19 protein-coding genes are annotated in these 25,230 nt (G+C 46.5%); 13 read left to right on the forward strand and 6 right to left on the reverse strand.

Annotated features, from left to right (window positions below):
* Window positions 1–24: 24 nt before the first annotated feature.
* Window positions 25–2,118 (reverse strand): SMP-30/gluconolactonase/LRE family protein, encoded by a 2,094-nt coding sequence (locus tag K2Y22_07420; protein ID MBX9878273.1) that lies wholly within the window; start codon window positions 2,116–2,118, stop codon window positions 25–27.
* Window positions 2,119–2,212: 94 nt separating this feature from the next.
* Between K2Y22_07420 and K2Y22_07425 the strand changes: the two genes are divergently transcribed.
* The 8 genes from K2Y22_07425 (at window position 2,213) to K2Y22_07460 (ending at window position 15,580) form a co-directional block, all read left to right on the forward strand.
* Window positions 2,213–3,550, forward strand: coding sequence for a chitobiase/beta-hexosaminidase C-terminal domain-containing protein (locus K2Y22_07425; protein ID MBX9878274.1), 1,338 nt, complete (start codon window positions 2,213–2,215; stop codon window positions 3,548–3,550).
* Between the two features lie 17 nt (window positions 3,551–3,567).
* Window positions 3,568–11,040, forward strand: coding sequence for a hypothetical protein (locus tag K2Y22_07430; GenBank protein MBX9878275.1), 7,473 nt, complete (start codon window positions 3,568–3,570; stop codon window positions 11,038–11,040).
* 61 nt (window positions 11,041–11,101) lie between these two features.
* A complete protein-coding gene (locus K2Y22_07435; protein MBX9878276.1) occupies window positions 11,102–11,470 on the forward strand; it encodes a DUF4279 domain-containing protein in 369 nt (122 codons plus the stop codon).
* 26 nt (window positions 11,471–11,496) lie between these two features.
* On the forward strand, window positions 11,497–11,826 hold the full coding sequence (locus tag K2Y22_07440; protein MBX9878277.1) for a hypothetical protein: 330 nt from the start codon (window positions 11,497–11,499) through the stop codon (window positions 11,824–11,826).
* Window positions 11,827–11,913: 87 nt separating this feature from the next.
* On the forward strand, window positions 11,914–12,411 hold the full coding sequence (locus tag K2Y22_07445) for a hypothetical protein (GenBank protein MBX9878278.1): 498 nt from the start codon (window positions 11,914–11,916) through the stop codon (window positions 12,409–12,411).
* Between the two features lie 97 nt (window positions 12,412–12,508).
* The gene (locus K2Y22_07450; GenBank protein MBX9878279.1) at window positions 12,509–13,366 is read left to right on the forward strand and encodes a hypothetical protein; all 858 of its coding nucleotides are present in this window, start codon (window positions 12,509–12,511) and stop codon (window positions 13,364–13,366) included.
* A 1,171-nt stretch (window positions 13,367–14,537) separates the two neighbouring features.
* A complete protein-coding gene (locus tag K2Y22_07455) occupies window positions 14,538–15,134 on the forward strand; it encodes a TetR/AcrR family transcriptional regulator (protein ID MBX9878280.1) in 597 nt (198 codons plus the stop codon).
* Between the two features lie 128 nt (window positions 15,135–15,262).
* Complete coding sequence (locus K2Y22_07460; protein ID MBX9878281.1) at window positions 15,263–15,580, forward strand: hypothetical protein; 318 nt, start codon at window positions 15,263–15,265, stop codon at window positions 15,578–15,580.
* Between the two features lie 5 nt (window positions 15,581–15,585).
* Here K2Y22_07460 and K2Y22_07465 read toward each other — a convergent pair whose 3' ends face one another.
* The 4 genes from K2Y22_07465 to aspS all read right to left on the reverse strand — a co-directional run bounded on the left by K2Y22_07465 (window position 15,586) and on the right by aspS (window position 20,572).
* Complete coding sequence (locus K2Y22_07465; GenBank protein ID MBX9878282.1) at window positions 15,586–17,115, reverse strand: YifB family Mg chelatase-like AAA ATPase; 1,530 nt, start codon at window positions 17,113–17,115, stop codon at window positions 15,586–15,588.
* A gap of 91 nt (window positions 17,116–17,206) precedes the next feature.
* The gene (locus K2Y22_07470) at window positions 17,207–17,953 is read right to left on the reverse strand and encodes a hypothetical protein (protein ID MBX9878283.1); all 747 of its coding nucleotides are present in this window, start codon (window positions 17,951–17,953) and stop codon (window positions 17,207–17,209) included.
* A gap of 56 nt (window positions 17,954–18,009) precedes the next feature.
* Window positions 18,010–18,759: a tetratricopeptide repeat protein gene (locus tag K2Y22_07475; protein MBX9878284.1), complete on the reverse strand. Its 750-nt coding sequence runs from the start codon at window positions 18,757–18,759 to the stop codon at window positions 18,010–18,012.
* Between the two features lies 1 nt (window position 18,760).
* Entirely contained in the window at window positions 18,761–20,572 is a 1,812-nt protein-coding gene (gene aspS, locus K2Y22_07480; GenBank protein MBX9878285.1) for an aspartate--tRNA ligase, read from the reverse strand.
* Window positions 20,573–20,729: 157 nt separating this feature from the next.
* Here aspS and K2Y22_07485 point away from each other — a divergent pair, with 157 nt between their 5' ends.
* From K2Y22_07485 to K2Y22_07505, 5 genes are all read left to right on the forward strand, one after another.
* Complete coding sequence (locus K2Y22_07485; protein ID MBX9878286.1) at window positions 20,730–21,263, forward strand: hypothetical protein; 534 nt, start codon at window positions 20,730–20,732, stop codon at window positions 21,261–21,263.
* Between the two features lie 47 nt (window positions 21,264–21,310).
* Window positions 21,311–23,404, forward strand: a complete 2,094-nt coding sequence (locus K2Y22_07490) for an elongation factor G (GenBank protein MBX9878287.1) — start codon at window positions 21,311–21,313, stop codon at window positions 23,402–23,404.
* Between the two features lie 183 nt (window positions 23,405–23,587).
* On the forward strand, window positions 23,588–23,761 hold the full coding sequence (gene rpsU, locus K2Y22_07495; protein MBX9878288.1) for a 30S ribosomal protein S21: 174 nt from the start codon (window positions 23,588–23,590) through the stop codon (window positions 23,759–23,761).
* 169 nt (window positions 23,762–23,930) lie between these two features.
* Complete coding sequence (locus K2Y22_07500; protein MBX9878289.1) at window positions 23,931–24,197, forward strand: hypothetical protein; 267 nt, start codon at window positions 23,931–23,933, stop codon at window positions 24,195–24,197.
* A gap of 17 nt (window positions 24,198–24,214) precedes the next feature.
* A complete protein-coding gene (locus K2Y22_07505) occupies window positions 24,215–24,793 on the forward strand; it encodes a hypothetical protein (GenBank protein ID MBX9878290.1) in 579 nt (192 codons plus the stop codon).
* Window positions 24,794–24,837: 44 nt separating this feature from the next.
* Here the strand turns inward: K2Y22_07505 and K2Y22_07510 are convergent, their stop codons facing one another.
* Window positions 24,838–25,221, reverse strand: coding sequence for a VOC family protein (locus tag K2Y22_07510; protein ID MBX9878291.1), 384 nt, complete (start codon window positions 25,219–25,221; stop codon window positions 24,838–24,840).
* Between the last annotated feature and the right edge of the window lie 9 nt (window positions 25,222–25,230).

Consider the following 25,230-nt stretch of genomic DNA (forward strand, 5'->3'; position numbering starts at 1 on the left):
GCTGACGATTAGGGATCCTCAGGCTTAATACGTTTCGGCCATAAACGAACCGTAGTCAAAGCTTGCCGCGCTGCTTGTTAGAGTTACAATCACCGCTGGGCTGGTGTTCATGGCTTGAGTCGCGGATGGCAAGTTTGTTGTCTTTGTCGCAACAAGGTTACCGTTAATGTATGCCTTGATTTGAGTCGGATCAGAAGCATCAACAGTGAAGGTAATCTTTGTTCCTGCCGACATGGCTACTCCGGTATCGGTAAATGACCAAACTCCTCCGCCTGAGGATGTTCCGAATTTCCAATTGGTGTCACCAGCGCTGGTAGACCAACGGAATCCGCAGCCCCCGCCGGTGATAGTTGGAGCATCGCCCCCACTTATACCACCTGGATTAAGATTGCATATCCAATACCTGACGTTGGTTGTGGTGTTTGGTGCGATTGAAACTTGCATCTTCGGCTTAAGTTCATATCGGGTTAGCGCATTGGTGGGCTGCTCGAAGCTGTTTTGACCTGATGTTGTTCCAGTGGTTAAACGATTAGTCGTTATACCATCGGTAACAGTCGCGTTTGCTATAGATCCGCTTGTGGTAACTGTAAAGCTTGTACCAATTGCGGTTCTGGTATTTACGCTGAAAGACGTTGGGTAGGAGTTAATAACGCGTTTCACTGGTGCAAGGTTTGGGTTTACTTCTCCGCCACCGGTCGATTGAATGCTAATGCCTGTAGTCGTCTTGGTAATGGTGACGTTGTTACCCGCAGTAATCGAATTGAGTATTGGCGTTGTGCCAGCCACTGCAAAAGTCCAAGTGGCGATTTTGCTTGTGCTTTGTTCTGTCATCCAGAGATTGCCGTCAGAGCCAATACATATTGATGTGACGCCGGTGCTTGAAGAGGGGAGCGCATACTCTTGAATCGAACCAGTGGGGGAAACTGATGCAATCTTATCTTTTGCATATTCGCAAAACCATATATTCCCATCAGGTCCCGCGCAGATTCCGTCTGGTGAGCTGCTGGCAGTAGGAATCGTGTATTCCGCAAATGTACCTGTAGTACTAACTTTTGCTACTTTGTTGACTCCTGATTCTGTAAACCAAAGATTGCCATCGGACCCAGTACAGATTGAGAATGGGGAGGCTGAACCGGTTGGTACTGTGTATTCAGTGATGGTTCCTGACGTTGTAATTTTTGCGACCTTGTTTCCGGCGCTCTCCACAAACCAAAGATTACCCTCCGGACCAGCGCAAATTGAACGTGGTTGAGAACTTCCGGTCGGCACGGTGTACTCGGTGATTGTACCGGCGGTGGTGATTTTACCTATCTTGTTGCCGTTGAATTCGGTAAACCATAAATTTCCATCTGGTCCAGTGCAGATACCAGTTGGCTGCGACGATGCTGTGGGAACAGTGTATTCAGTAAAGCTACCGCCTGTTGTAACCTTGGCTATTTTGTTACCAGATTTTTCAGTGAACCAGATATTTCCGTCTGGACCTGTACAAATTCCCCAAGGAGCTGAGGAACCTGTCGGAATGGTGTATTCCGTAAAACCACCTATTGGGGTTATGGTTGCTATCTTGTTTTGATTGTTTTCAGTAAACCAGATATTTCTATTTGGTCCTGTGCAGATACCTAGTGAATTGCTTGAACCTGTCGGTACTGAATATTCTGTTCCTGCGCTAGAAGCGGCAAGCGTGTGATCAAACGGCAACGGTTGTATCAATGCATTGGCTGGCATGATTACGTTAGGAACGCTTGCGGGAAGATTTCCTGCGGTGAGTGCATTGGTTGTGCTTCCACCGCCACCGGCACCATTGCTTGCAGAAGTAACCAGCCCTTGGGAGTTTACAGTGATGTCGGCGTTTGTATAGGAGCCAGGTGTAACACCGGAACTTGGAAGGCTGACGTTAACTTTGATCTGCCCTGGTGAAGTGGTATCAATAGTGGTGCCGGTGCCATTGACTAGCTGGCGACTTGTTGGCACATCTGGAGTTTCATCATTGACTGTGATTGGTGTATTGACCGGAGTTGGTGGGCATTCCGCATTTACCGCGGCACAAAATGCAAACATCGATAAAAGCGCAATTGATGCTTTCCAATTATTGAAACGACGAGTTGATTTTTTAAACATCTTGATGTTTCCTTGCCGGCGGTAAATTTGGTCGTGGCTGGTATTATACTGTCTCGTAGTGCGAACGCCATTAGATTGAGGATGACAAAATAATATGACTGTCTTTCGGGCGAAGTTCTACTTACTATGTATTGCATTTTCTATGCTCTGGTTGGGAGTAAGTCAAGCAGCTGAAGCGCTGAATCCACCGGTGATTTCGCCGGGTACGGGTTCGTATACTAGTGCACGCGCGGCAAGCATAATTGCGCCATCTGGTACCATTTTTTATACAACAGATGGAAGTACACCTACTTCAAATTCAAATCAATATCAATCACCCGTTATAGTTAACAGCCCGACACAAATTAACGCGGTTGCATATCAAGACGGAATTTATAGCACTGTTGCTACTGCATACATAGATGTAAATTCGGCACTCGAACCAATATTGCAAATTGCACCGTTATTACGCCTTACGACTGATTTCGGTGTTGTTACTGGAATTGGATCACCACAACCCGTGCAGCAGTGGATTGATTTATCAGGAAATGGTTACTCAGCTACATATAGTGAAGGTAATGAACCAATACTTTCTAATCCTTCATCAAGTATTGGCGCGATTAGCTTTAATGGCACATCTCAATTCTTGAATCTGCCGACAGGCTTTTCAAACTTCGCGTCCGGAATGAGCATTTTTCTTGTTGTGCGTCCAGACACACCAAGCACTGATGCCCGCTTCTTTGAGTTGGGCAACGGTCCTAGCAACAACAATATATATATGTCTCAACCCTCATCGACTGGTGCAGATCTGCATGTTTATAACGGCTCGACAGATAGCTCGGTAACATCATCAAGCGCTATCGCAATAGGACAATTTCAATTACTAGAAGGCATCTATAACGGAACTAGTACTGCGACAGTTTATACAAATGGAACGCAGGGTGCGCAGAATACTAGTATGCAAACGGCGGTGAATATTAGCCGTTTGCAAAATTACATTGGGCGCGCAAGTGGATTGGGTGGTTTTTACTCCGGCAAGATAGCTGAGATATTGATCTATCCCACTCAATTAACCTCAACTCAACGTTCAGCTGTCGAGTCTTACTATATTCAAAAATACCAAACACTTTCGGTCGTGCCGGTGACTCCAACAATTAGTGTGGCAGGCGGAACATTGAGCGGACCGACCGATGTTGCTGTTGCTTCTCAGCCGGGGACTATCACGTACATAACGACAGATGGATCAACACCGACAACATCATCGACAGTATATTCAGGGCCGCTTAGCGTCTACTACAGTCAGACAGTTAAGGCAATATCTGTGCGCGACGGAGTGCAGAGTAGCGTAGCTTCTGCCACATACGTGTTGGACTCAAGTCAATGGCCTGCGCCAAATCCTGGTGATACAACACCGCCCACAATTAATCTGCAACTACCAGCTCCTTCTATATAACATTTGGAAACAAATAAATGGCAAACAATAGAATCATCTGTCTTTTTCTGACAATGCTTACACTGGCGAATTCGCCGGTTGCATTTGCTGCTGACACAGCTACAGTGAAAAGGCTGAATGCACCGCCTCCGCCGGCAATGCCTGCCTTCATTCGTCGTGGCACAAAAGCCATACAACTCCACAACAACAAAGTATTGAAGTTTTCCGCCAAGGCGACAGACAGCGAAATTTCTGCTGCTCGAATTTTTCCAGAGCCGCTTTGTCCAATGAGCACAAAGCCTGTGCCAGGCGAAAACCAAGCACTCACAAAAGCGCTTTCATCGTTTAAGTCTAAAGGTGATTGTGAAAATGTTAGCGATCTGAATAGCTTTCTTGCTAAATACCCACGTTCGCGTTGGCGTGCATCATTAGAGCTGAATTTGGGACAGTGTCGTTTTGAGTCCGGCTATCCTAGTGATGCCTTGCGTTATTGGAAATCAGCATGGACTATTGCCAAGCCAGAAAAAGGACAATTGCAAACAGCCGTAGCCAACGGGGCAATTTCCAGACTGCTGATGTTAGAAGCGCGACTCGGTAAGATGGAGGACATCAGCAGTCAACTAGCCGAAATCAAAAATCGTCCGATGCGTGGCTCAGATGAAACTCGTGTACACAGCGCGCGCACCGGTCTGGAAACAATGAAGACGGATCCAGGCATAGCTTTCAAGTGTGGACCGTATGCAATTAATAGTCTTTTGTTTGGCAAAGAGCATGTTAAATCCTGTCATCCAACTTTATATAAAGCCGCTTCGACTATTAAAGGAACGAATTTATGGCAATTGAAAGGTTGGGCAACTGAAGCAGGTTTGGATTATCAACCAGCTAAAAGAATGCCGAATTCGCCTATTGTCGTTCCAGCTGTTATGCACTGGAAGGTAGGCCACTTTGCCGCGATAACTGAAGAAGCCGATGGACGATATCGACTTAAAGATCCAACTTTTGATACCGCTGGTGATAGATGGCTTAGCAAAAAGGCATTAGATGCTGAGAGCGACGGCTACTTTCTGGTGCCTGCAGGTAAATTGCCCAACGGCTGGCGAGCCTTAAGTCAGCAAGAAGCAGAAAATGTTTGGGGCAAGGGCTTTGCCAATGATAGCGACATGGATGCTATGACCCCGGATTGTCCTAGGACAAAACCTATGGATCAATGTGAAAAGGGAATGGCCCAAGCTGCATTCTGGACAATGCAGACAACTACTAATATTTCCGACATTCCATTGACATATAGTCCTCCAGTTGGACCAGAGATGAACTTTCGTGTCAACTACAACTATCTAGAAAACAATCAACCCGGCTCATTTGCCTTTACAACACTCGGAAAAAATTGGACGCTCAACTGGTTGTCCTATTTGACTCTGGATGCTTCTAAGAATGCCACCGTGCGGGTAAGTGGCGGCGGCTGCGAAGTATTTACCAATACCGGTACGGTGGGCAGTCCTGCCTACGCGAATCCAAATCTAACTTCGCAATCCACACTGGCAATTGTTGGCGGCAACTATCAGCGCCGTTTGCCTGATGGAACGATCGAGCTATTCAATGATACTGACGGTACAGGCCGGATCTTTATGACACAGGTGTTTGATCCGCAAGGCAACAGTATTTCAATTCAATATGACTCAAATTTTCGAATTTCAACAATTACGGATGCCATCGGACAGACATCCGCACTTACATATGCAACCAACAGCTTTGGTTCACCTGGCTATTACAACCTTACTCAAATCAGTGACCCGTTTGGACGTACTGCCACATTTACATATGATTCAACGTACGCCCTTCTTCTATCAATAACCGATCAAATAGGACTGGTATCTAAATTTACATATGATTCAGGTTCTAATTTTGTTACGGCAATGACGACGCCTTATGGAACGACATCCTTTTACAGTTACACGCCAGCCCGACCGAGCAATAAATTACCTACAGGGTTGAGAATCAGTTTTCCAGATGGAACTTCGTGCGTCGTGGAAAACTGGAAAGAACACATCCTTCAAACCTACTATTGGGATAGAGAAGCGATGTCTCGTTATCCCAATGATCCAGCAAATAGCGTTAATCCGGTCTATTCGAGTACCTGGCACTGCGCTGTCACCGAATGGCAACTATTAGCTCCGACAACTACCACTCAAAGCCCTGTCCCAAATTGGTACGAGCCTGCTCTTACACAGACAGGATCTGATACTAGGACTAGTTACTACTATGATGGCTCGACGGCTACCGGCGATGGCGATCACTATTGGACCGGACCAAGTAACAAACCCAACACAGTTACCCAGAACACTTCAGAGTGGGACTATACCTACAATACATACGGGCATATGACGCAGTCCATAGATCCCAAAGGGCGCAAATTTTCTTATACATATGCCGCGAATAACATTGATCTGATTCAAGCAAAGCAAGTTAGAGGAAGTAACAACGATGTAATTGGTCAATGGAGTTACAATCAATTCTCTGCACCACCCACGGCAGCGCTTAGTCAGCACCTTCCGCTTTCCTATATAAATGGATCTGGGCAGCAAACCATATACTCCTATAACGCATTTGGTCAGACTACACAGGTGTGTGATCCCCGAGGAAATGTGTGGAAATACACGTACGGCAGTATCCCAGGCAATTCTCTTCCTGCTTATCTGACCCAAATTGATGGACCACTGTCTGGTAATCAGGACGTCACGACATTTACCTACGATGGTTACGGACGGGTCTATCAAGCAACGAATTCCCAGGGCTATACACTAACGTATAGCTATGACAATGCAGACAGAATTACCCAAATAACCTACATGGACGGCACGTATGATCAAATTGTCTATGACAGACTTGATCAAATCCTGTTTACTGATCGACTAGGAAGAGTGACGCAAAATTCGTATGACAGCATGCGTCAGCTTGCCTATACAGTTGATCCGCTTGGTCGTAAAACCAAATATACATGGTGTGGTTGCGGTGCTGTAATGTGTTTGACTGATCCAGCCGGGCATACTACGACCATGCATCACGATCTTGAGGGACGTCTCTCAAGCAAGGTCTACGCTAACGGTACAAAATACAGTTACACATACAATAACTTCGGACTTCTGCAAAACCGTACGGATGCTTTGAGTCAGGTCACGAACTATTCTTACAACAGTGACCTGTCACTTGCAGAGACCAGTTATTCGAAGGCAGTTAACCCCACGTCATCGGTATATGTAACCTACGACCCGAATTATCCAAGAGTAACTAATAGACAAAATGGTAATTCCGGACTTTCTTATACCTACAACCCTTACCTAACGTCGACCGGTGGAATTGCCACTCTTACACTTGGTGGCTCTCCAACAACTGGCGATGTTGTATCGGTAACGGTAGCGAACACTACTGCCACTAATGTGTCTCTCACCGGGACTCCGACCACAGGCAATGTCGTCAACGTTCTGGTAATTAACAACAACCTTTCTGGTGGCAAGTACAATCTGCAATACACAGTCCAGGCTGGTGATACAACTTTGTCCACATTGGCAAGCAGTATTGCCACTGCAATTAACGGTAACGGGACGCTTTCGGCAGCCAACATCTCCGCTAGTGCAAGTAGCTCCAATGTGAAAATATCAGCCTATGGTGCGACTGGTGCATTTAGCATTCTGCCGAATGCCAATGGCACTGTCACCGAGACAGTTGGCGGCTCAATAAATGCCGGCGATGTTGTAAGCGTGTCGGTTTTTGACGCGGGAATTCCATCAAATACATCTACTGGATTGCCTGCTGGACAGCGGACTTATTCGTACACGGTCGGCGGCGGTGATACGACAATTACAATAGCCAATCAGCTTTCAACTGCAATTAACGCTGATGCCACACTTTCCGGATTGGGTATTACTGCCTCATGGTCTGGCGGAAATTCCTACTTCACCATTTCGTCCAATTCTGCTAATCAAACTCAATATGCCCAGTGGGTGAGCCCCGCTGGTAATGAAACAATTACTTTGACTGGTGGTCCGTCTGAGGCTGCTGCTACAGCCATATTGCCAAGCAGCTCAACGACAGTTAATTACACAGTGCAGTCAAGTGACACTACTTTGACGACGTTGGCGAATTCAATTAAGACTGCAATCAATGCGAATTCTGCCTTGAGCAATGCAGGTGTAACTGCCACTGCCAATGCCAGCTATGGCGTGATTTATCTATCTGCACCCGCTCAATTTGGTGTGCCCGCGGTAACAGTCGGCGTCAGTGGAGTGTCTCCAACTGAAACGATCACAACGGCAGTCTCTGGAAGTATTTATTTTTCCGGAACCCCCACGACAGGTAACAGAATAAATGTAACTGTGTACAATGACACGCTAAGTGGTGATAGTGTCAATTTGCAATACACGGTGCAATCGGGTGATACAACCGCCGCACTTTTAGCAAGCTCAGTCGCCAGCGCTATAAATGCAAACTCAACAATTTCCGCTGCCCAAATTGCTGCTACTGCAAGTGGGTCTATTGTCACTCTGACAGCCCCACCTGCCGCCGGCACGGTGGGTATTACCGCTAATGCCAACGGCACTGTGACTGAAACACTCACATTCTCAGGAACTTTGGGTGATACATTCAGCATCACAGTTTATGACCCTGCCTTGCCTGGAGGACAGGCAACTGCATCTTATACGGCAAGTGTTAGTGATACCGCCACGGTTATAGCTGCGGCCTTGGCTTTTAGGCTCAATTCAAGTACGCATACTTCTGGTATCGTTGCCACCTCAAGTGGTGCGGTAGTTAGTATTAACTCCTCCACTAACAGTCGCACAGTAGTTCAACAGAAGACAACTGGTACATCAACAATTGTTCAAGGTGGTGGTTCAACAAGTACGATATTGGCTGGAAGTGCATTTGGCGCCGGAAAATTGTCGTCAACCGCCAATACAGCAATCAACAATTCTATGACAACATATATCTACGATTCGCTGGGTCGTACCACTAATAGGTCAATAAATGGCCCAGCTAATTCCACAACATGGGAATATGATGCAATCAATCGTGTAACAAGCGAAGTAAACCCACTCGGCACTTTCAATTACGGATATTTGGATAACTCGCCAGGTTCATCAAAAGGTGATCCTCGTTTAGCCTCGATAACCTATCCAAATTCACAAACGACCACTTTCAATTACCTACCCAACATCCTAGATCAACGCTTGCAACAGATAGTCAACGCAAATCCAAGCGCCGTAATGGTCTCACAATTCAATTACGCTTATGACCCAGCAGGACAAATACGTCAGTGGCAGCAGCAACAAAATGCCGGCAATATCCACACTGATTACGACTATGACCTAGCCGGACAACTCACCTCTGCACAATCCGACTCCGGCAGCATTTTCAAAGCATACATTGGTGGTGCAGTGCACGCTGGCGATGTTGTGTCAGTAACTGCATATGACGCATCGCTTACTGGAACTGTACCTGTCGGACAGGAAACAGCCAGCTACACAGTAACCGGTGGCGATACGGCATCTAGCATTGCCACAGCTCTGGCCAGTTCAATCAACTCAACGATGAGCAACATAAGCGCTACGGCATCTTCGAGTGGCTCCATGGTAACCATAAGTACTTCACCAAACTACACCACAAGCTTTACTTGTGCAGTAACCGGGGCCGGAGCAACAGACACAATTGCATTAAGTCAAAGCAGTGCAATTTCTCCGCTGCACAAACAGAACTACTATAAATATGACTGCGCCAGCAATATTGTTGGAATGCAAGGAGACAGCACAGGCAGCTTCCCCTCCGGACTAACAACGACAGCAGCACAAGCAACATACGACTGTGTAAATCAACTCACAGAAGTAAAGGCCGCAGGACCTGTTGCCTTCCAAGCCACAACTGTAAATCCCGTCAAATCGGCTGTGGTAAATCTAAGCCAGACGGCCACCATAAGTGGAAACATCCAAGCAGGAGACGTCCTTTATCTAAGCGTCCATGATAAACAGCTTCCGCAAGCAGAGATAATTGCCTACACAGTTGGTGGAAGTGACACGCTGACAACGATAGCATCTGCCATTACCACAGCAATAAACGCAAACATGACGCTGAGTACGCTCGGTGTAACAGCAACGTCTGTTGGAGCAGTAATTACAATATCGTCGACATCTAGCAGCAAGACAAGCTATTCACAAGCAGCTAGCCCGAATGCAAAAACTGTAATAGCCTTGAATGACATACGAGGCGCATCAGAAAACATAAAGCCATCGACAAGCTTTGCTAGCAGTCCGAAGCTGGCTGTTGGTACAAACACTGCATCCGTGACAGCAGTCAGTGGAGGCGGAACTGCAACAACGGACACGTACCCAGTCACGATTGCCAACGGCACCTCAAAGTCATTTAGCTCAGACGCTAACGGTAATATGACGAATACGACTACAGGTGCTTACCCACAGTATTCGTATGATGCCGAGAATCGAATAATTCAGATGAATTATGGCGGTACCAACAGTACAAATATTACATACGACGCTGCGGGACGCTATTCGCAAATTTCGGAAACATACAATGGGGCGGTATTGAGTATCAGCAACTTGGTGTGGTGTGGAGATGAGATTTGCGAGACACGCCTTTCCGATAACAGCAGTTGGCGTCAATATTTTTCACTGGGACAGATAAACTTCTCCGGTGGATCTAATACAAATTACTTTTATAACTTCGATCATGTAGAGTCTGTTCGAGAAATGACAGGCACGGATGGAGGGGTTGTTGATCAGTATAGTTATGATTCATGGGGAGTAGGTTCGAAGATTGTTGGAGTCGGACCTGATGCTGATTTTGGCTATGCAAATATGTATCTCAATAGTCGTAGCGGACTATACTTGACGAAATATAGAGCTTTCAGTCCGAGTAAGGCTCGCTGGCTAAGTAGGGATCCGATGGGAATTAGCGCAGGAACCAATGAGTTTATTTATGTGGGGAATCGCCCGATATCCTACAGAGATCCATCAGGTCTTGGTCCTATAAACGCTGCAATATGGGGAACCGCTGGGGCTACTGGCGGATACTATGGTGGTGCCCTCACCGGGGGTGTCCTATCATTGCCAGGAGGAGGCGGACTTGCAATTCCTGGAGCAGTAGCAGGAGCGCTCCTCGGTGGAATGGCTGGCACTGCTGCAGGTTGGCTCATTCCGGATCCCAAAATTAGCGATATACCAGATCCCTTTTGTGCTGCTAAGCCGCCGAAAAATGCGTTAGATCCTAATGGACCAAAGGCTCCGGGGAACCCTGCTGATTATCCGGAGACTGGATTTGAGGAACCCAAGGGTGGACCTAATTGGGTTCCGAACCCGAATGGACCAGGTAAAGGATTTGAGGCTGCTGACGGGAATGTTTGGGTTCCTAGTGGACCTAAGGGACACGGTGGTCCACATTGGGATGTTCAAGTTCCTGGGCGTGCCGGAACAGGCTTTAATGTGTATCCAGGGGGACGTGTCCGGTAAATCTGGAGTGGCGTATGAGGTTGTGTAACATTGAAAATAGATAGTACTGGAGAATAAGCAGATGGTTAATGCGCAAGTACGACTCATTTTTGTCGGCGATTTGATAGATCCGGACTACATTACACAAACGTTGGGGATCACTCCAACAAAAGTAATGAAGGAAGGCGAGAAATTTGGGTCATGGAAATACGACGGACTGGCTATTAGTGATGATGAGGCTTCATCCGGCTCCTATGAAGCTTGGCGTTTGCTACTTCTTAAAAACAGTGAGCCATTAATCAAACTAAAAGAACTGGGTTACGATGGTTATATAGAGATTGAATGGCAGACCGATGGTCATCCAACGAATGACAGCTTATACCTGACTGGTGAATTCGTACAGGAGATCGGGAGGGTCGGACTTGGATTGAGCGTTTGGTTCAAGAGATAACAGAAATGTAAAACACGCGGTGAAAGATGAATAAGGCGGACTTTAAAGAAATATGGGGACAAGGTCAGCAAGACTCGGTTCGTACTTTGTTATCTCGTGCGGTCGATCGAGTTCGGAGTATTGCAGGACACACTGCGATTGATGTCTACTCAGAAGAGCGTGTGAAAATTATTTGGGATTCTGTTTGGCTAAATATTGATTGCGATCCACAAGGCTTTTGGATTCATGCCCCTAAGGATCTTGTTGGTGCTGATATTGATAGCTGGAATAAGGCTCTTGAAAGTTTTCATAAGGAAATTATTGAACCAATAAAGGATCAGATTGGCGGGGTATCCACCGGCATTGGATTTAAGTGAACGACTGCAGTTACTGGAGCGAATCAAGGGGACATGAATATAAGTTGGAACATAGCGGGGTGGTAGCTTTACTTGTGAAAGATTTTGATGTCTAAAGTGTTTTTATCATCTGTACTGGTGTTTTCTCTGGTTCTCGTGCTGGGAGGATGTGGACAGCCGTATACCCACTCAACTAATGAATGGAGACGTTTTGCAGTGCAACTTCCAGATAGCCAGTATGATCTTCAAATATCTATACGTCCTCGCCATGTGTTCTTGGCAGAATATGAGTATGAAGTCCTGGTCCGACGACCGAATCAATCACAAATAAAAGATAGCCTTCAAATGCAGACAGGAGGAGATACCTCGGTTTTGGTGAGCTGGTATCCTGGTTCTACCAAGGCGGGACCGTTTATTAGGTTTCAGCATAAAGTTGGTCCAGAGCAAATTGATGAATTGCTCGATTTGAAGTCTGGATCAAAATACGATAGTAGGAACAATGAAGATTTTGGCGACAAGTTGTCTGAAGCTCGCGTAAGCCAAGGGCAAGTTGTTGGATATATTGATAATAATTTTGAGTACCACAAAGAGAAAAATGTGCCATGAAGTTCAACGATAGCTAATCCGATATGATTGTGACGATGAAATAGTTGATTGGTCTGCCCAATGGATCGAATACTGAAGAATGGAGAGATAAGGGCCCATGCTGGAAGAATTTTCTCAATCATCCATTCGTTCATTGATACAGTCCAATGAGGAAGCTCAGCTAACAGCGCAACCGAAGATCAGAGATATTGAACTGTTTCTTGCTGTCACTAGTGAAGCTAACGGAATTGCCTGTTCTGTACTTAGTTCTCTTGGTCTAACAAAAAATGAAACTCGTTCTTGTTGTGCGGAACTGTTTCCTCAAGAAACAAAATCAACGGATAGAGACAGAGAATATGATAGGAATTTTTGGCATGCCCTCGAGCGTGCTCGGCATACACAAGTGCTATTAGACCATCGCCTGCTAACTACAGGACATCTATTGATTGGTTCGCTTGATTGCGTCAACATTTGCAAGGTGGTTGAAAAGCTGGGACTAGATCGTGCAACCATCTCAGAACAAGTCAAAGTTGCATTTAGCGATCCAGATAATGTAGCCAGAGAGGAGAGAAACCCAGACTCAGAGTTGCTTTCTTCGCTCTCGAAACGTTTGGGCAGTAAGGGTACTATTCTTCTAACTATTGCTGAAAGTGAGGCTCGAAAGTATGGACACTTTTACATAGATTCAGGGCACCTTTTATTGGCCTGTTTTTTAAGCACAGTGAGAATGCCACCAGAGCAATGTAGGAGTCAGTTAGTAGACCCCGTACGGAAGGAACTCCTACGAATGGCTGGCACGGGTAGTGGTTGCGAACTTGCTTTGCATCCACTAATGATCACTATTCTGGAAGACGCAATATCTCTAGCCAAGTCGGCGGACAAAGAAGTGGATGCCGAGTTTGTTTTTCAAGCAATCAAAGGAAATGAAAAAGGAATTGCTTTACGAGCAATGGAGAATCTTGGTATTGAATTGTAAATGGGCCAACTGAACTTTGAAGTACGTTAGCAGTTACGGTGAAAAAATGCAGAAAATGTCGGTTACCCTAAATTTGACAGCAAAAGATATGGTTGTGTGCGGAGAGCAACTTTTCTTGCGAGACATTATGCGCAGGCGGGGGCTTTGGATTTTATATGCGATCTGTTTGATTGAATCATGTCTGTCACAAGCATATTTTTCTGGAAATCTACTAGATGCTTTTTGTTGGTTCATTGTATGTTGGTTGCCAGCGTTTATTGTGTTCATAGTCTTTGTTGGTGTTCCAAGTCAATCATGGATCTACTATAGGGATAACCGCGAGCGCCTATCGAATGTCGTAATCACTATTTCACCGGAGAACCTTTTGAATGAGGCTAAGTCGGCCGGTGTTACTGCAGTCTACGAATGGGCGGCTATATCCAACATTGAGTTGAGGAAGCATTACATTTGGATTCAAGTGTTAAAGCATCCGCCAGTAGTAATATGTGTTCCACTGAGATCCTTTCAGGACGCGGACGAGGCTGAAGAGTTCTATAGACAGGCTTATTCATTTTGGCAACAGGGTAAGCTTCGGCAATAATATTGGAGGCGGAACTTTCGAGCAGACGATACACCAATTAAGAGTAAATTGCCGATTTTAACTAATGGAGTGGTGGGAGTATTGCGGATTCAAGCGGTGAGACTAATACTAGTGAAATTAGCGCTTGGCTCCATGAGTCTCGCTGCAGTAGCGTTAATCCTTACACTACTAGGATTTCCGAAGTTTCCTGCCCTGCTGGCCGCTGTTTCAAGCTTATCGTTTTGTCTTTTTGTGTGGGCAGCCGTTTGGAGGCGGAATATTGTGCTCTCGATAGCGTTTGCACTCCTGTCCGTCACCGCATTCATTGCACATGTATGGGCATGGGGACCGCACCTGCATCTCATCGCATTTTGATTAATTGAGTTCTGTTGATGCGCATGAGACAGCTTTAGCGCATAAATTCAATTCCTTTATCGATCTAGTGACATTTGAAAAGGCTGAAAAATGTCAGAATACGCTACAAGAAAAATCTGGACAGAAGAAGACTTGGACTCAATTAACTGGCAATTAGCTTATTGAGGCACCTGCAAGCTCTTGCCCAAACGCGCTGCGGCATTTAGAATTAGAACCATACGGTTCTAAAGTGGTTATATGATTCCGGTCAAAGAAAGCTCATCTCGAGAAAAGCTCATAAGCGCGACGATGCAGCTTATGTCTTCGCGTGGCTTTGAGTCTATGGGCATCCATAGCATTCTTGAAGAAGCGGGTGTTACTAAAAGCAATTTTTATTACCATTTCAAATCCAAAGAAGAGCTTTGTCTGGCAGCGCTTGATCACATGTCGGACTACTTCTTTGAGATGTTTGTTGATCCGATATTGCTTGATGCGAAGGTCTCGCCGAAAAAGAGGCTGCATAAGTTAATTGATTTCTTCAAGCAAAAAATGAGTGAGTCGCAGTGCTCGGGCGGTTGTGCCTTTGTCAATTTGTCCGCGGAGACGTCAGACTTTCATCCGGCGTTTAGAGAGAGAATTACTCGTCACTATAAAGAATATGCAGATCGTATCGCTAAGTGCTACGAAGAAGGCGTGAAGAAGGGCGAGTTCACGAAGAAGATAAAGCCGCAGCAAGCTGCACAAATGATTATGTCTTTGATGAATGGCACGATGTTGATGTCTAAGGTTCAAAAAGACCCTGGTGTTATTGAAATGAATACGAGCACCCTTTTTAGCCTTATCAGCGAAAAATAGCTACTGACAAGGTCAATCTTTATCTTTTTGTTCTTGATTAGGACAGACCGGTATGATTCAATTTAGTTAGGACAAGTCGGTCCTAATGCGTAATTCAGATTAAACAACCATAGAAAAGGAATACACACATGTCTAACGAATGCTGCGAAGAAAAGGGTCATTGCAGTGAGCCTGCCAGCCAGCAACATTGCTCAACTGGTGCTTCTCATGGCAATGAGGGCGAGTGCAATATGCACGAAAAGCTTCTGTGCTTGGCTGATGAAGCCTGGAAGGAAGTTTTGAAAGAGAAAATCAAACAGGAAATCGAAAAGACTTCCGGTGCCAAACTTTCGTCACTGGCTAAGCTTGTCGCGGAAGCTAACGGTAAGAAATGGGCGTTTATGATTCAAGGCAAGAAGGCTTGCGAAGAATACAAAGCCCAAGTTCGTAATTTGCTGACTGAATAATTTGGTCACTTGGGTGATCGATAACGAATAGCCTCGGCAACGTGCTTGCTGTCGACATTTTCCGAAGCTTCGAGATCAGCAATGGTCCGAGCAACGCGCAAAATGCGATCGTAAGCACGTGCTGATAGTCCGAGCTTGTTGACGGCTAGTGCGAGTAGTCTGCTTGCTGATTCGTCGATGCTGCAGAATTTTCGTACTTGTTTATGGGATAGCTGTCCGTTGTAGATGAAGTCGGGTGTGGGGAAGCGGGATTTTTGGGCTTCAACTGCGCGTTTGACGCGGAGAGAAATTATTTCGGAGGATTCGGAGATTTTGGTTGAGGCGAGCTCTTCTTCGCTTAGGCGGGCAGCTTCGACGTGTAGGTCCATGCGGTCGAGGAATGGGCCGGATAAGCGAGCCCAATATCTATCGGCTTGATTGGGTGTACACGTGCAGTGTTTGACTTTGTCTCCGCGGAAGCCGCATGGGCATGGATTGCAGGCGGCGACTAAAAGAAATGATGCGGGATAGGTGAGAGTCTGGCTGACGCGCGAGATGGTTACGTTGCCTGTTTCCATTGGTTGACGTAAAGTGTCCAGATGAGCGCGTGGGAATTCGGTGAGTTCATCGAGGAAGAGAATTCCTAAATGGCTCAGTGAAATTTCTCCCGGTTTTGGTTGGCGTCCTCCGCCGACTAGACCAAATGCGGATGCGCTGTGGTGTGGTGTGCGGAATGGACGTTGATTGATGAGCGACTTTTTGTCGGATAGAAGTCCGGCTACGCTGTACAGCTTCGTGAGTTCCAAAGATTCACCGAACGAGAGTGGTGGCATGATGGACGGCAAGCGTTGAGCTAGCATTGATTTGCCGGAGCCGGGTGGGCCGACCATTAGGATGTTGTGGCGACCGGCGGCGGCTATTTCTAGAGCGCGTTTTGCGTTTTCTTGTCCCTTAACGTCGCAGAAGTCTAAGTCAAATATCAATTGAGTTTGCCTTTGTTCGAATATTTGTTTAGCGCTTCGTACGAGTTGAGATGAGTTGTCCAAACCAGACAAAATATTTACCACTTGCTTCAAGTGGCTGGCTGGATAGACAGTTAGACCTTCGACAAGACCTGCCTCTTCGGCGTTAACTTCAGGCACGATTATGTTCTTTGCGCCGTAGTGAAAGGCAGCAAGAGCAACAGGTAAGACGCCTGTGACGGGGCGAATTGAACCATCCAGACTGAGCTCGCCGATGAGCCAGAAATCAGACAGCTTGTCTGTTGGCAGATAGCCAGTTGCAGCAAGTATGCCTGCGGCAATAGGCAAATCGTAAGCTGGTCCTTCTTTGCGTGTGTCAGCGGGTGCGAGATTGACCACCCACTTCTTGCCGGGTGGAAGAAGGAAGTCGCAAGCTTTAATTGCTGAGCGGACTCTTTCTTGTGATTCTTTGATTGCTGTATCAGGCAATCCGACAATTAAAATTTGTCCTATGCCACCGCCCGAATCAACTTCTACTTCAAGACGATAACCGTCGACACCTACTATGGCTCCAGAATAGACACGTGCGAACATAAGCCCTCCTTTTCAAGGGATACCTTGCTGGTGTTTATCTATAGACGGTCAAGAGGTGGAAAAAGTTCAATGCAATTGGCAGATTTTATCTTTAGCCGATAGCGTATGCATGTCCGCAACTCAAGCAGAATGAGAAGTCGTGCTGTCCGTTGATGCCGCAGTGTGGACACGCAAAGGCAGCGTTTTTGCTATTGACTTGAGTTCCAATATCTTTGTAATTGAGACTATCAAATTTGTATTCGCCGAAATCGTAATTTAACGGCTCTGGCATAGGCATGCGTTCTATTGCCCGCACTTCAGTTGCGTAGGGATCAGAATGCGTAGCAATAGTGTCGTACATAAATTGCCCTGCTTTGATGTCTCCGTAGCCTAGGTTGTTTACGGCATCAGGGTCAGTGGGACTTACAATTGGCTGGGCGCAAACGTTTTGTTGTAGGTGGCTGCGCACAAATTCATCTGTAAATTCATTGACGTTTTCCGGTGGCGTTTCGTGTGACACTTTTAACGTGGACCGAAGAGACTCGGGAGGAGCATTTATTGCTTTCGGTCTGGAGCGAGTATAACTTGGTTGAATGTCTTTCGGTTTTTTCTTTGGTGGTCGCGATAGTGCGGATTCGGCAGCGATTTCTGTGGTGGCGATGATCGACAGCACAACATAAGCTCCCAACAGCACGCCGAAATGCTCGGACATAAAAATACGAATAAGCACGCCAATTACAAGCCAGCGTAAGGCTGATAAACCACTGGCATAGACGTTGCCCACTCCTAGTAGGAATATGTTGAGAATCCAGACTAGAAGTATTGATTTTGAGGCTGGAAAGCGTACTGGCGAAACCATTGTCCTGCCCTGAAAAAGGGTCTGCCTAGCCTATTACTTGCCCTTAAGCAGCTAATTTATTTCGCTTTTTTGATGCCTTGAAACAAAGATAGATATTTCTTTGCCTCTTCGTTTTTAGGGTCTTTCGCCAGGATTTTGTTTAACTCGGCTTCGGCTTGAGACTTGTCGCCTTTGTCGTTCAGCGCTATTGCCAGACCAATTCGAGCTTCGGCATTATCTGGGTTTATCTCGAGAGCCTTTTTCTCTTCGGCAATTTGTCCATCAAGCTGTCCGCCTTGTCCTAAGGCTAGTCCGAGTTTGTGGTGGACAACATCATCGTCTTCGTTCAATTGCAGCACATAGCGGTAGTGATCGACTGCCACTTGAATGTCGCCTTTGCCCAGCGCGGCGTCTGCAAGCGCTTTGTGAGCCTGTGGCTCTGTTTGAGAAAGTTCAATTGCGGTGCTTGCTTCTTTTATTGCTTCGTCGAATTGCCCTTTGTTGGTCAATGATTGAGCCAATACGTAATGAGCAATTGTGTTTTTGGGATCAAGTTCAATTGCTTTGCGCAAAATGCTAATAGCTTCGTCGTATTGTCCTTGTTCGTTTAGGATGACACCGAGGTTGTTGGCGGCAACAGAGCTTGTCGGGTCTAATTTGAGAGCCTGTCTGTATTCGGTCTCTGCGTGTTTGTAATCCGACATTTTGAAATAGTTGTTGCCGCTTATCAAACAGTCAGTAGCGCTCTTTACCGTGCAGCCGGCTAGTGCGGCGCTTAGGCAGAGAGCAGATATGATGAAAGCTGATGAACGCAACGTCTTACTCATGCTAGGTTTTGGAACCCATCGTAGCAGGTTTGTTTTGCCCTAACAAATGAAGCTCTTTCAGTTGTTCTGCTGAAGCTTCCGATGGTGCGGCAGTCATTAAGCAAGTGCCGGATTGAGTTTTTGGAAACGCAATGACATCACGAATAGACTTTTGTTTTGCTAGAAGCATGACGATACGGTCAAGTCCGAGTGCTATGCCTCCGTGTGGTGGCGCACCGAATTCCAGTGCTTCTAATAGGAAACCGAATTTGTCATATGCGGTATTACGATCGATGCCTATTGCAGCGAACGCTTTTTGTTGGACTTCTTGGCTGTGAATACGAATAGAGCCGCCGCCAATTTCTACTCCGTTGTAGACAGCGTCGTAAGCGCGAGCACGACATTTTTCGGGGCTTGTTTCTATGTATTCGATGTCTTCCGCCTTTGGTGCGGTAAATGGATGGTGCACTGCCATCATGCGTCCTTCTTGTTCGTCGAATTCAAACATCGGGAAGTCGACTACCCAAAGAAGTTCGTGTTTTGATTCATCGATAAGACCAAGCTCTTCGCCAAGTTTTAAGCGCAGTCTGCCGAGCACGGTGGCAACAACATTTTCTTTGTCTGCCACGATTAAGATGACGTCGCCTGCGGTAGCTCCTGCAAGTGACTTCATGGTTTCGAGTTCTTCATCGGAGAAATGTTGGACAAGTCCTGATGAGCGAATGCCTTCTTTCTCGCCGCTTGCCGGGAAAGAAATCCAGGCAAGTCCTTTGGAACCTTGGGCTTTGGCGTATTCCACCCATGTGTCCAGGTGTTTGCGCGAAGTTGTCTCATGCGCGTTTTTCAAGGTGAGCGCTTTTACTTTGCCGCCGGCTTCAGCTACTGAGGCAAATACTTTGAATTTGCAAGTTTGAGCCAGTGGTGTCAGATCTCTGATTTTTAAATCAAAGCGCAAGTCCGGTTTGTCAGAGCCGTATGAGCCCATTGCTTCTGCGTAAGACAAACGCGGGAACGGACGTTTTACAGCGATGTTTACTTGTTTGAAAGACTCTTCAATAATGCCTTCGGCAATATTCATCACGTCTTCTTCATCGACAAAAGACATTTCCAAGTCTATTTGCGTGAATTCAGGTTGACGATCAGCGCGCAAGTCTTCGTCACGGAAGCAGCGAGCTACTTGATAGTAGCGATCAAGACCGCTAACCATCAATGTTTGTTTGAATAGTTGTGGAGACTGCGGTAATGCATACCATTGTCCGGGATTAAGACGGCTTGGCACCAAGAAGTCTCTTGCACCTTCAGGAGTTGCTTTGGTGAGCATTGGCGTTTCGACTTCAATGAAATTTTCTTTGTCGAGATATCTGCGCATTGCTTGTGTGATGTTGTGACGCAATTTGAGATTGCGGTTCATTGTCTGCGAGCGCAAATCCAAGAAGCGATACTTTAAGCGCAATGCTTCATCAACATTGTCAGATTCATGTAGTTGGAATGGCAATGGTTTGGAAGTGTTGAGAAGTTCAACTTCATCAGGATAAATTTCCAACTGACCGGTTGCCGCTTCTTTGTTCTGACTTTCGTCCGGGCGCTTGGTAACCGTGCCCTGGGCAATTATTACGTATTCGCTACGCAGGTTTGAAAAGATGTCGTGGACGGCTTTATTTTTGTTGGGGTCGGCTACCAATTGAATTTTGCCGGTTGTATCCCGCAATTCAATAAAGATGAGCCCGCCCAAGTCGCGCCTGGCATCCACCCAGCCTGCCACGGTTACTTTCTGTCCGATATTAGTGCTGGAAAGCTCGCCAGAGCCGCAACTACGTTTTAATCCTTTAGCCATTTCCTACAAAAAATCTCCTGCAAAAAGGACAGTTATCCCCTGCCCCGGACTCTAATTATAATTGCCCGCTTGGGTGTAGACTGAAGGGGTAAAGTAATTACATCTTTTGACAAGGTTTTAACTAATGCCCCCAGAGACCGCAGGTTTTATTTCTCAAATGAATCCCGTCGTATTGACGGTTTTGCCATGGTTGCTGTTGGCTTTGGGCGGATCTTTTATCTACAAGTCGGTTCTAGCCACCTTTTGGGGGCGCACCCGCTATTGGCATGGTTTTTTGCCAATTTCTCTTGTCTCGCCGTTATTTTTGCATTTGCCGTCGTCCCCACGCTCGCCGGTTAAGACTACCCACCAATGGTGGGTTCACATTCTGCTTGGACCTTTGTTCCTATTTCTTGGTCTGGGCTGTTTGGCCAGTGGCGCTGACCTATTGGGCTGGGAAGGTACCAAGTCCGTCAATCGTTTACTGACCCTTGGTCAAGACCATGTTGTTGATAAAAACGGTAAAACCAGAGCGGTCAAACCGCTTATCGTATTTGATCGGGATAGAGGTTATAGCTTTCCGGGATTCCATAGACTGCGCAAGCATTTTGTAAAAGTATTCAATCAGCCGGTATTCAAAGAAGAACACCCACAACCCGGACAGCCTGCGCCAGTGGAAACCGAGGAAGAGTCAAGCGACGATTCCGAATAGGCTTGCCAACAGTCAAGTTGTAACCAAAATGCCGAAGGGAGTATCCGATGACAAATTCTCTTACGCATACACGCAACGTTGCTTTTGTCGGACCGAATCATGCCGGCAAAACAAGTTTGATAGAGGCAATTCTTCACTCCACAGGTGCAATTACACGACGAGGGAAAATCGCTGATGGCACCATGACGATGGATCATGAGCCGGAAGCAATTGCCAGACAAATTTCCACTTCGACATCATTTGCGCGATTTACTTATAAGGACATCACATTCAATGTGCTCGATTGTCCGGGCTTCGTTGATTTTGTCGAGGAAGCCAAACTTGCTTTGCTTGGCTGTGATACCGCTGTCTTTGTGGTCGAACCTGATCCGCAAAAGCTAATTCAAATGGATTCGCTTTTGCATTTTGCCGAAGAATTGGGGCTCGCTTGTCTTGTCTTTGTAAATAAGATGGATAAGCCGGACATTGATTTTCACGAGACGTTAGATGCTTTGAATGCAATGACAGGTGTTAAGACATTGCATCCGATGACGGCTTTGGAGTATCCCATTTCTGATGCATCCGGCATTACAGGCTACGAAGATGTGTTGAAAATGGAAGCCTATAAATTTGGCGCTCAGGGCAAAGCAGAAAAAATGCCGGCTCCTGATGCGCTAATAACGGAAGTAGAAAATGCCCATGAGAAACTCATTGAGAATTTAGCGGATACGGATGATGCTGTTTTGGAATTGGTCATGGATGGCAAAGAGCCTCCTGTTGATCTATTGCAAAAAGATTTGAAAAAAGCTGTGCGTGAAGGTAAGTGCGTGCCTATTCTTGTTGGGTCAGCGCACACGGATGCCGGTGTATTTGCGCTGCTTGATACGCTTGTTGATGTTTGTCCTTCGCCTGCTGAGCGCCAATACAAAGACAAAAATGGCAAAGTGATAGCAGTGTCGGAGAATGGTCCTGTAATTGCACAAGTCATAAAGACTTACATTCATCCACAATTCGGTAAGCTGTCGCTGACACGAGTTATTTCAGGGACAATTTCAGGTGATGCGCATCTCGTTGACTCTTCTCGATCGGGAGCCAAGGAAGAACGCATTGGTGGCTTGTATTGGTTGCTTGGGAAAAAGCAAGAGACAATGCCTTCGGCTCCTGCTGGTTCTATAGTGGCGATTGCCCGATTGGAGAGTGCGCACACGGGTGATACTATCGTTGCCGGCAAAGATTCAACGGTGATGTTTGCGCCACCGGCACCACCGCCTTTGTATTCGCTGGCGATAACTCCAAAAACACATGGCGATGAAGCAAAGCTTTCTACATTGCTGGCAAAAATTATTGAGGAAGATCCGACTATCAAAGTTGATCGTGATCCTGACACTAATGAGTACTGCATTTATGGTCAGGGAGAAGTGCATCTAACGCTGACCAGGCAACGACTCGAGCGTAAGTATCATTTAGAACTTGAGTCAAAACGTCCTTTGATTGCTTACAAAGAAACCATCCAAAGCAAAGTAGAAGCGCATGGGCGTCACAAAAAGCAAAGCGGCGGACGTGGTCAATTTGGTGAAGTCTATCTGCGTTTGGAGCCACAGGAAAGAAGCAGTGGTGTCAAATTCAGCGAGTCCATCGTTGGTGGTGCAATACCGAGGCAGTACATTCCCGGCGTGGAAAAGGGAGTCATGGAGGCGCTTCAGCGCGGACCGCTCGCTAATTTCCCTGTAGTAGATATTTCGGTGAATCTATTTGATGGTTCATTCCATGATGTGGACAGCGATGAAATGTCCTTCAAGATGGCTGCAATTGTTGCCATGCGCGAAGGTTTGCAAAAGTCTCATCCGATTATTCTTGAGCCGATTGCCGAGGTGAAGGTCGTTGTGCCTTCAGCTCATACATCAGGTGTGCTCAGCCAAATTACTGGTCGCCGCGGACACATTTTGGGATACGGACCAAGCGGGACACGCGCCGGTTGGGACGAAGTCTCCGCGCATGTACCGCAAGGTGAGCTGTGGGATTACATAATTGAATTGCGAACTCTCAGCCACGGTCTGGGCTATTACACCTGGCAATTTGATCACCTCTCCCCTGTACCAGTGCAATTGAGCCAAGAGCTTATCTCCCAAGCCGCCGCCACCCACGATCACAGCCACGGGTAATTGCCCTTTTGTCAGCAATGCAAACCTCGCGTCCGTCGTAGGGGCGCATTGCATGCGCCCGCTTCCAAAAAGTGAATACATTCCTCAGATCTACAAAAGAAGCGCCATAGATGCTAAGATCCTTTGACTTCGAGTTTTTCGAGAAGATTTGTACTGTCTAAGTTTTCTTAGGGGGAGGTTCCCTTGTCCGAGGTTAGAGTCGCAGAAGGCGAAAGCATAGAAACAGCGCTGAAGCGTTTCAAGAAGAAGATCCAGAAAGCTGGCATCTTGTCTGAAATTAAGCGCCGCGAACGCTATGAAAAGCCGAGCGTAAAGCGCAAGCGCAAGGCCGAAGCAGCTCGTAAGCGCCGCGCCTAAAACTCTGATTTTTTGCATTCTTGTTACACGCGTCACAATGACGCGTGTTTTTTGCTAAATAAATTCCAATCTTGACATCACGTATCAAATTGGAAACGTTAATGTTGTCAAGGTTGGTTGGCAATCCAAATGGGGAATAAAAACCTTACGTCCCCCAAGGAGGCCGCTAATGGGCAGCGCTAAATTTGGCAACCAGGAAAATCTAAAGTTGGCATCCGTATCGACCAACACCTTAAAAGAGCGCCTAAACGGCATCTACAGAACCATGCAGCGCCGTCCGGAGACGATGATTACGCCAGGTCTTTTTGAGTACCTGTGGGATTTGAAAGAACTTGCGCTTCTAGAGGGCAAGCCGTCAGTTGAAGTGCCGGAGCCATGGCTCGCTGAATTAGAAGACACCTGCTGCACAGTCAGCAATGGTCTGCGTCTCAATTAACTTCTATAATTGAGGCGATGTTTTGCCTCAAGAATTACCAAATCAAAATTACTGTTAGTGCGTCAGCGCTGTTGTTTTTCAGCGGTGCCGCAATTGCGAAACATGCAAGTCAGAATTATGCGGTTTTGTACAAAGACATTCTTGCTGCAACTGTCCAGGCGGATGAGCAGTTAGTAAACGATATTGAAACAGTAGCTGAAACACTCAGAGAGTTTGCCCAAAGTCAGGGACACTTTCCAGATACCGGTGACGATATTGACGGCATGGCTTTGGAGTTGAGTGCGGTTTTGCCTAAGAATCCATATTCAGGGCAAGAAGCTCCGAAAGTTGAAGCGCACACGGATTTTTTAGATGGCTACGGACGACCCGAAGCGAAACGTGCGCGAATTATTTTTGATCCAAGCTTGAATGAAAGTATTGTCGACAAACTTAGTATGCATCCGTATTCTACGTGGACCGCTAAACCTGGCACGGTTGTTGCTGTTACCAACGGCTACGATCTCTGCCTCGTTTGGGGAGCAGGTATGGACGAACAACCGATGCGCGGAGAAGGCGGCCGTGTGCGTCTCGCTGTTCTTAGACGAGATACGGATTAAACCACTCGGATTGTATGGGCGCATTGCATGCGCCCTTTGTTTTGTCATTGCTCGTAAACTTCCAAAGGCAGTCCGTCAGGATCAAAAAAGAAGAAGAATTTCTTGTTGGTGATTTCATCGATACGAATTGGTTCGCATTTGATTCCATGTTCTTCCAAATGCGTTCGGTACTTATCTACACTTTCCACTTCGAAAGCCAGGTGCCTTAATCCACAGGCTTCGGGTCTTGTAAGACGCTTCGGAGGAGACGGGAAGGAGAAGAGTTCAATCTGGTTGTGTTCTCCTACTTTTAAGTCCAGCTTGTAGGAGTCTCTTTCGGCGCGGTAAGTCTCTTTGATTATGGGGAACTTGAGAACTCGACAGTAAAAGTCTTTGGACTGTGCGTAATCCGAGCAAATAATGGCTGCATGATGAATTTTGGTCAGCATTTGGGTTCC

The organism is Candidatus Obscuribacterales bacterium, from assembly GCA_019744775.1.
GTDB lineage: Bacteria > Cyanobacteriota > Vampirovibrionia > Obscuribacterales > Obscuribacteraceae > SBAT01.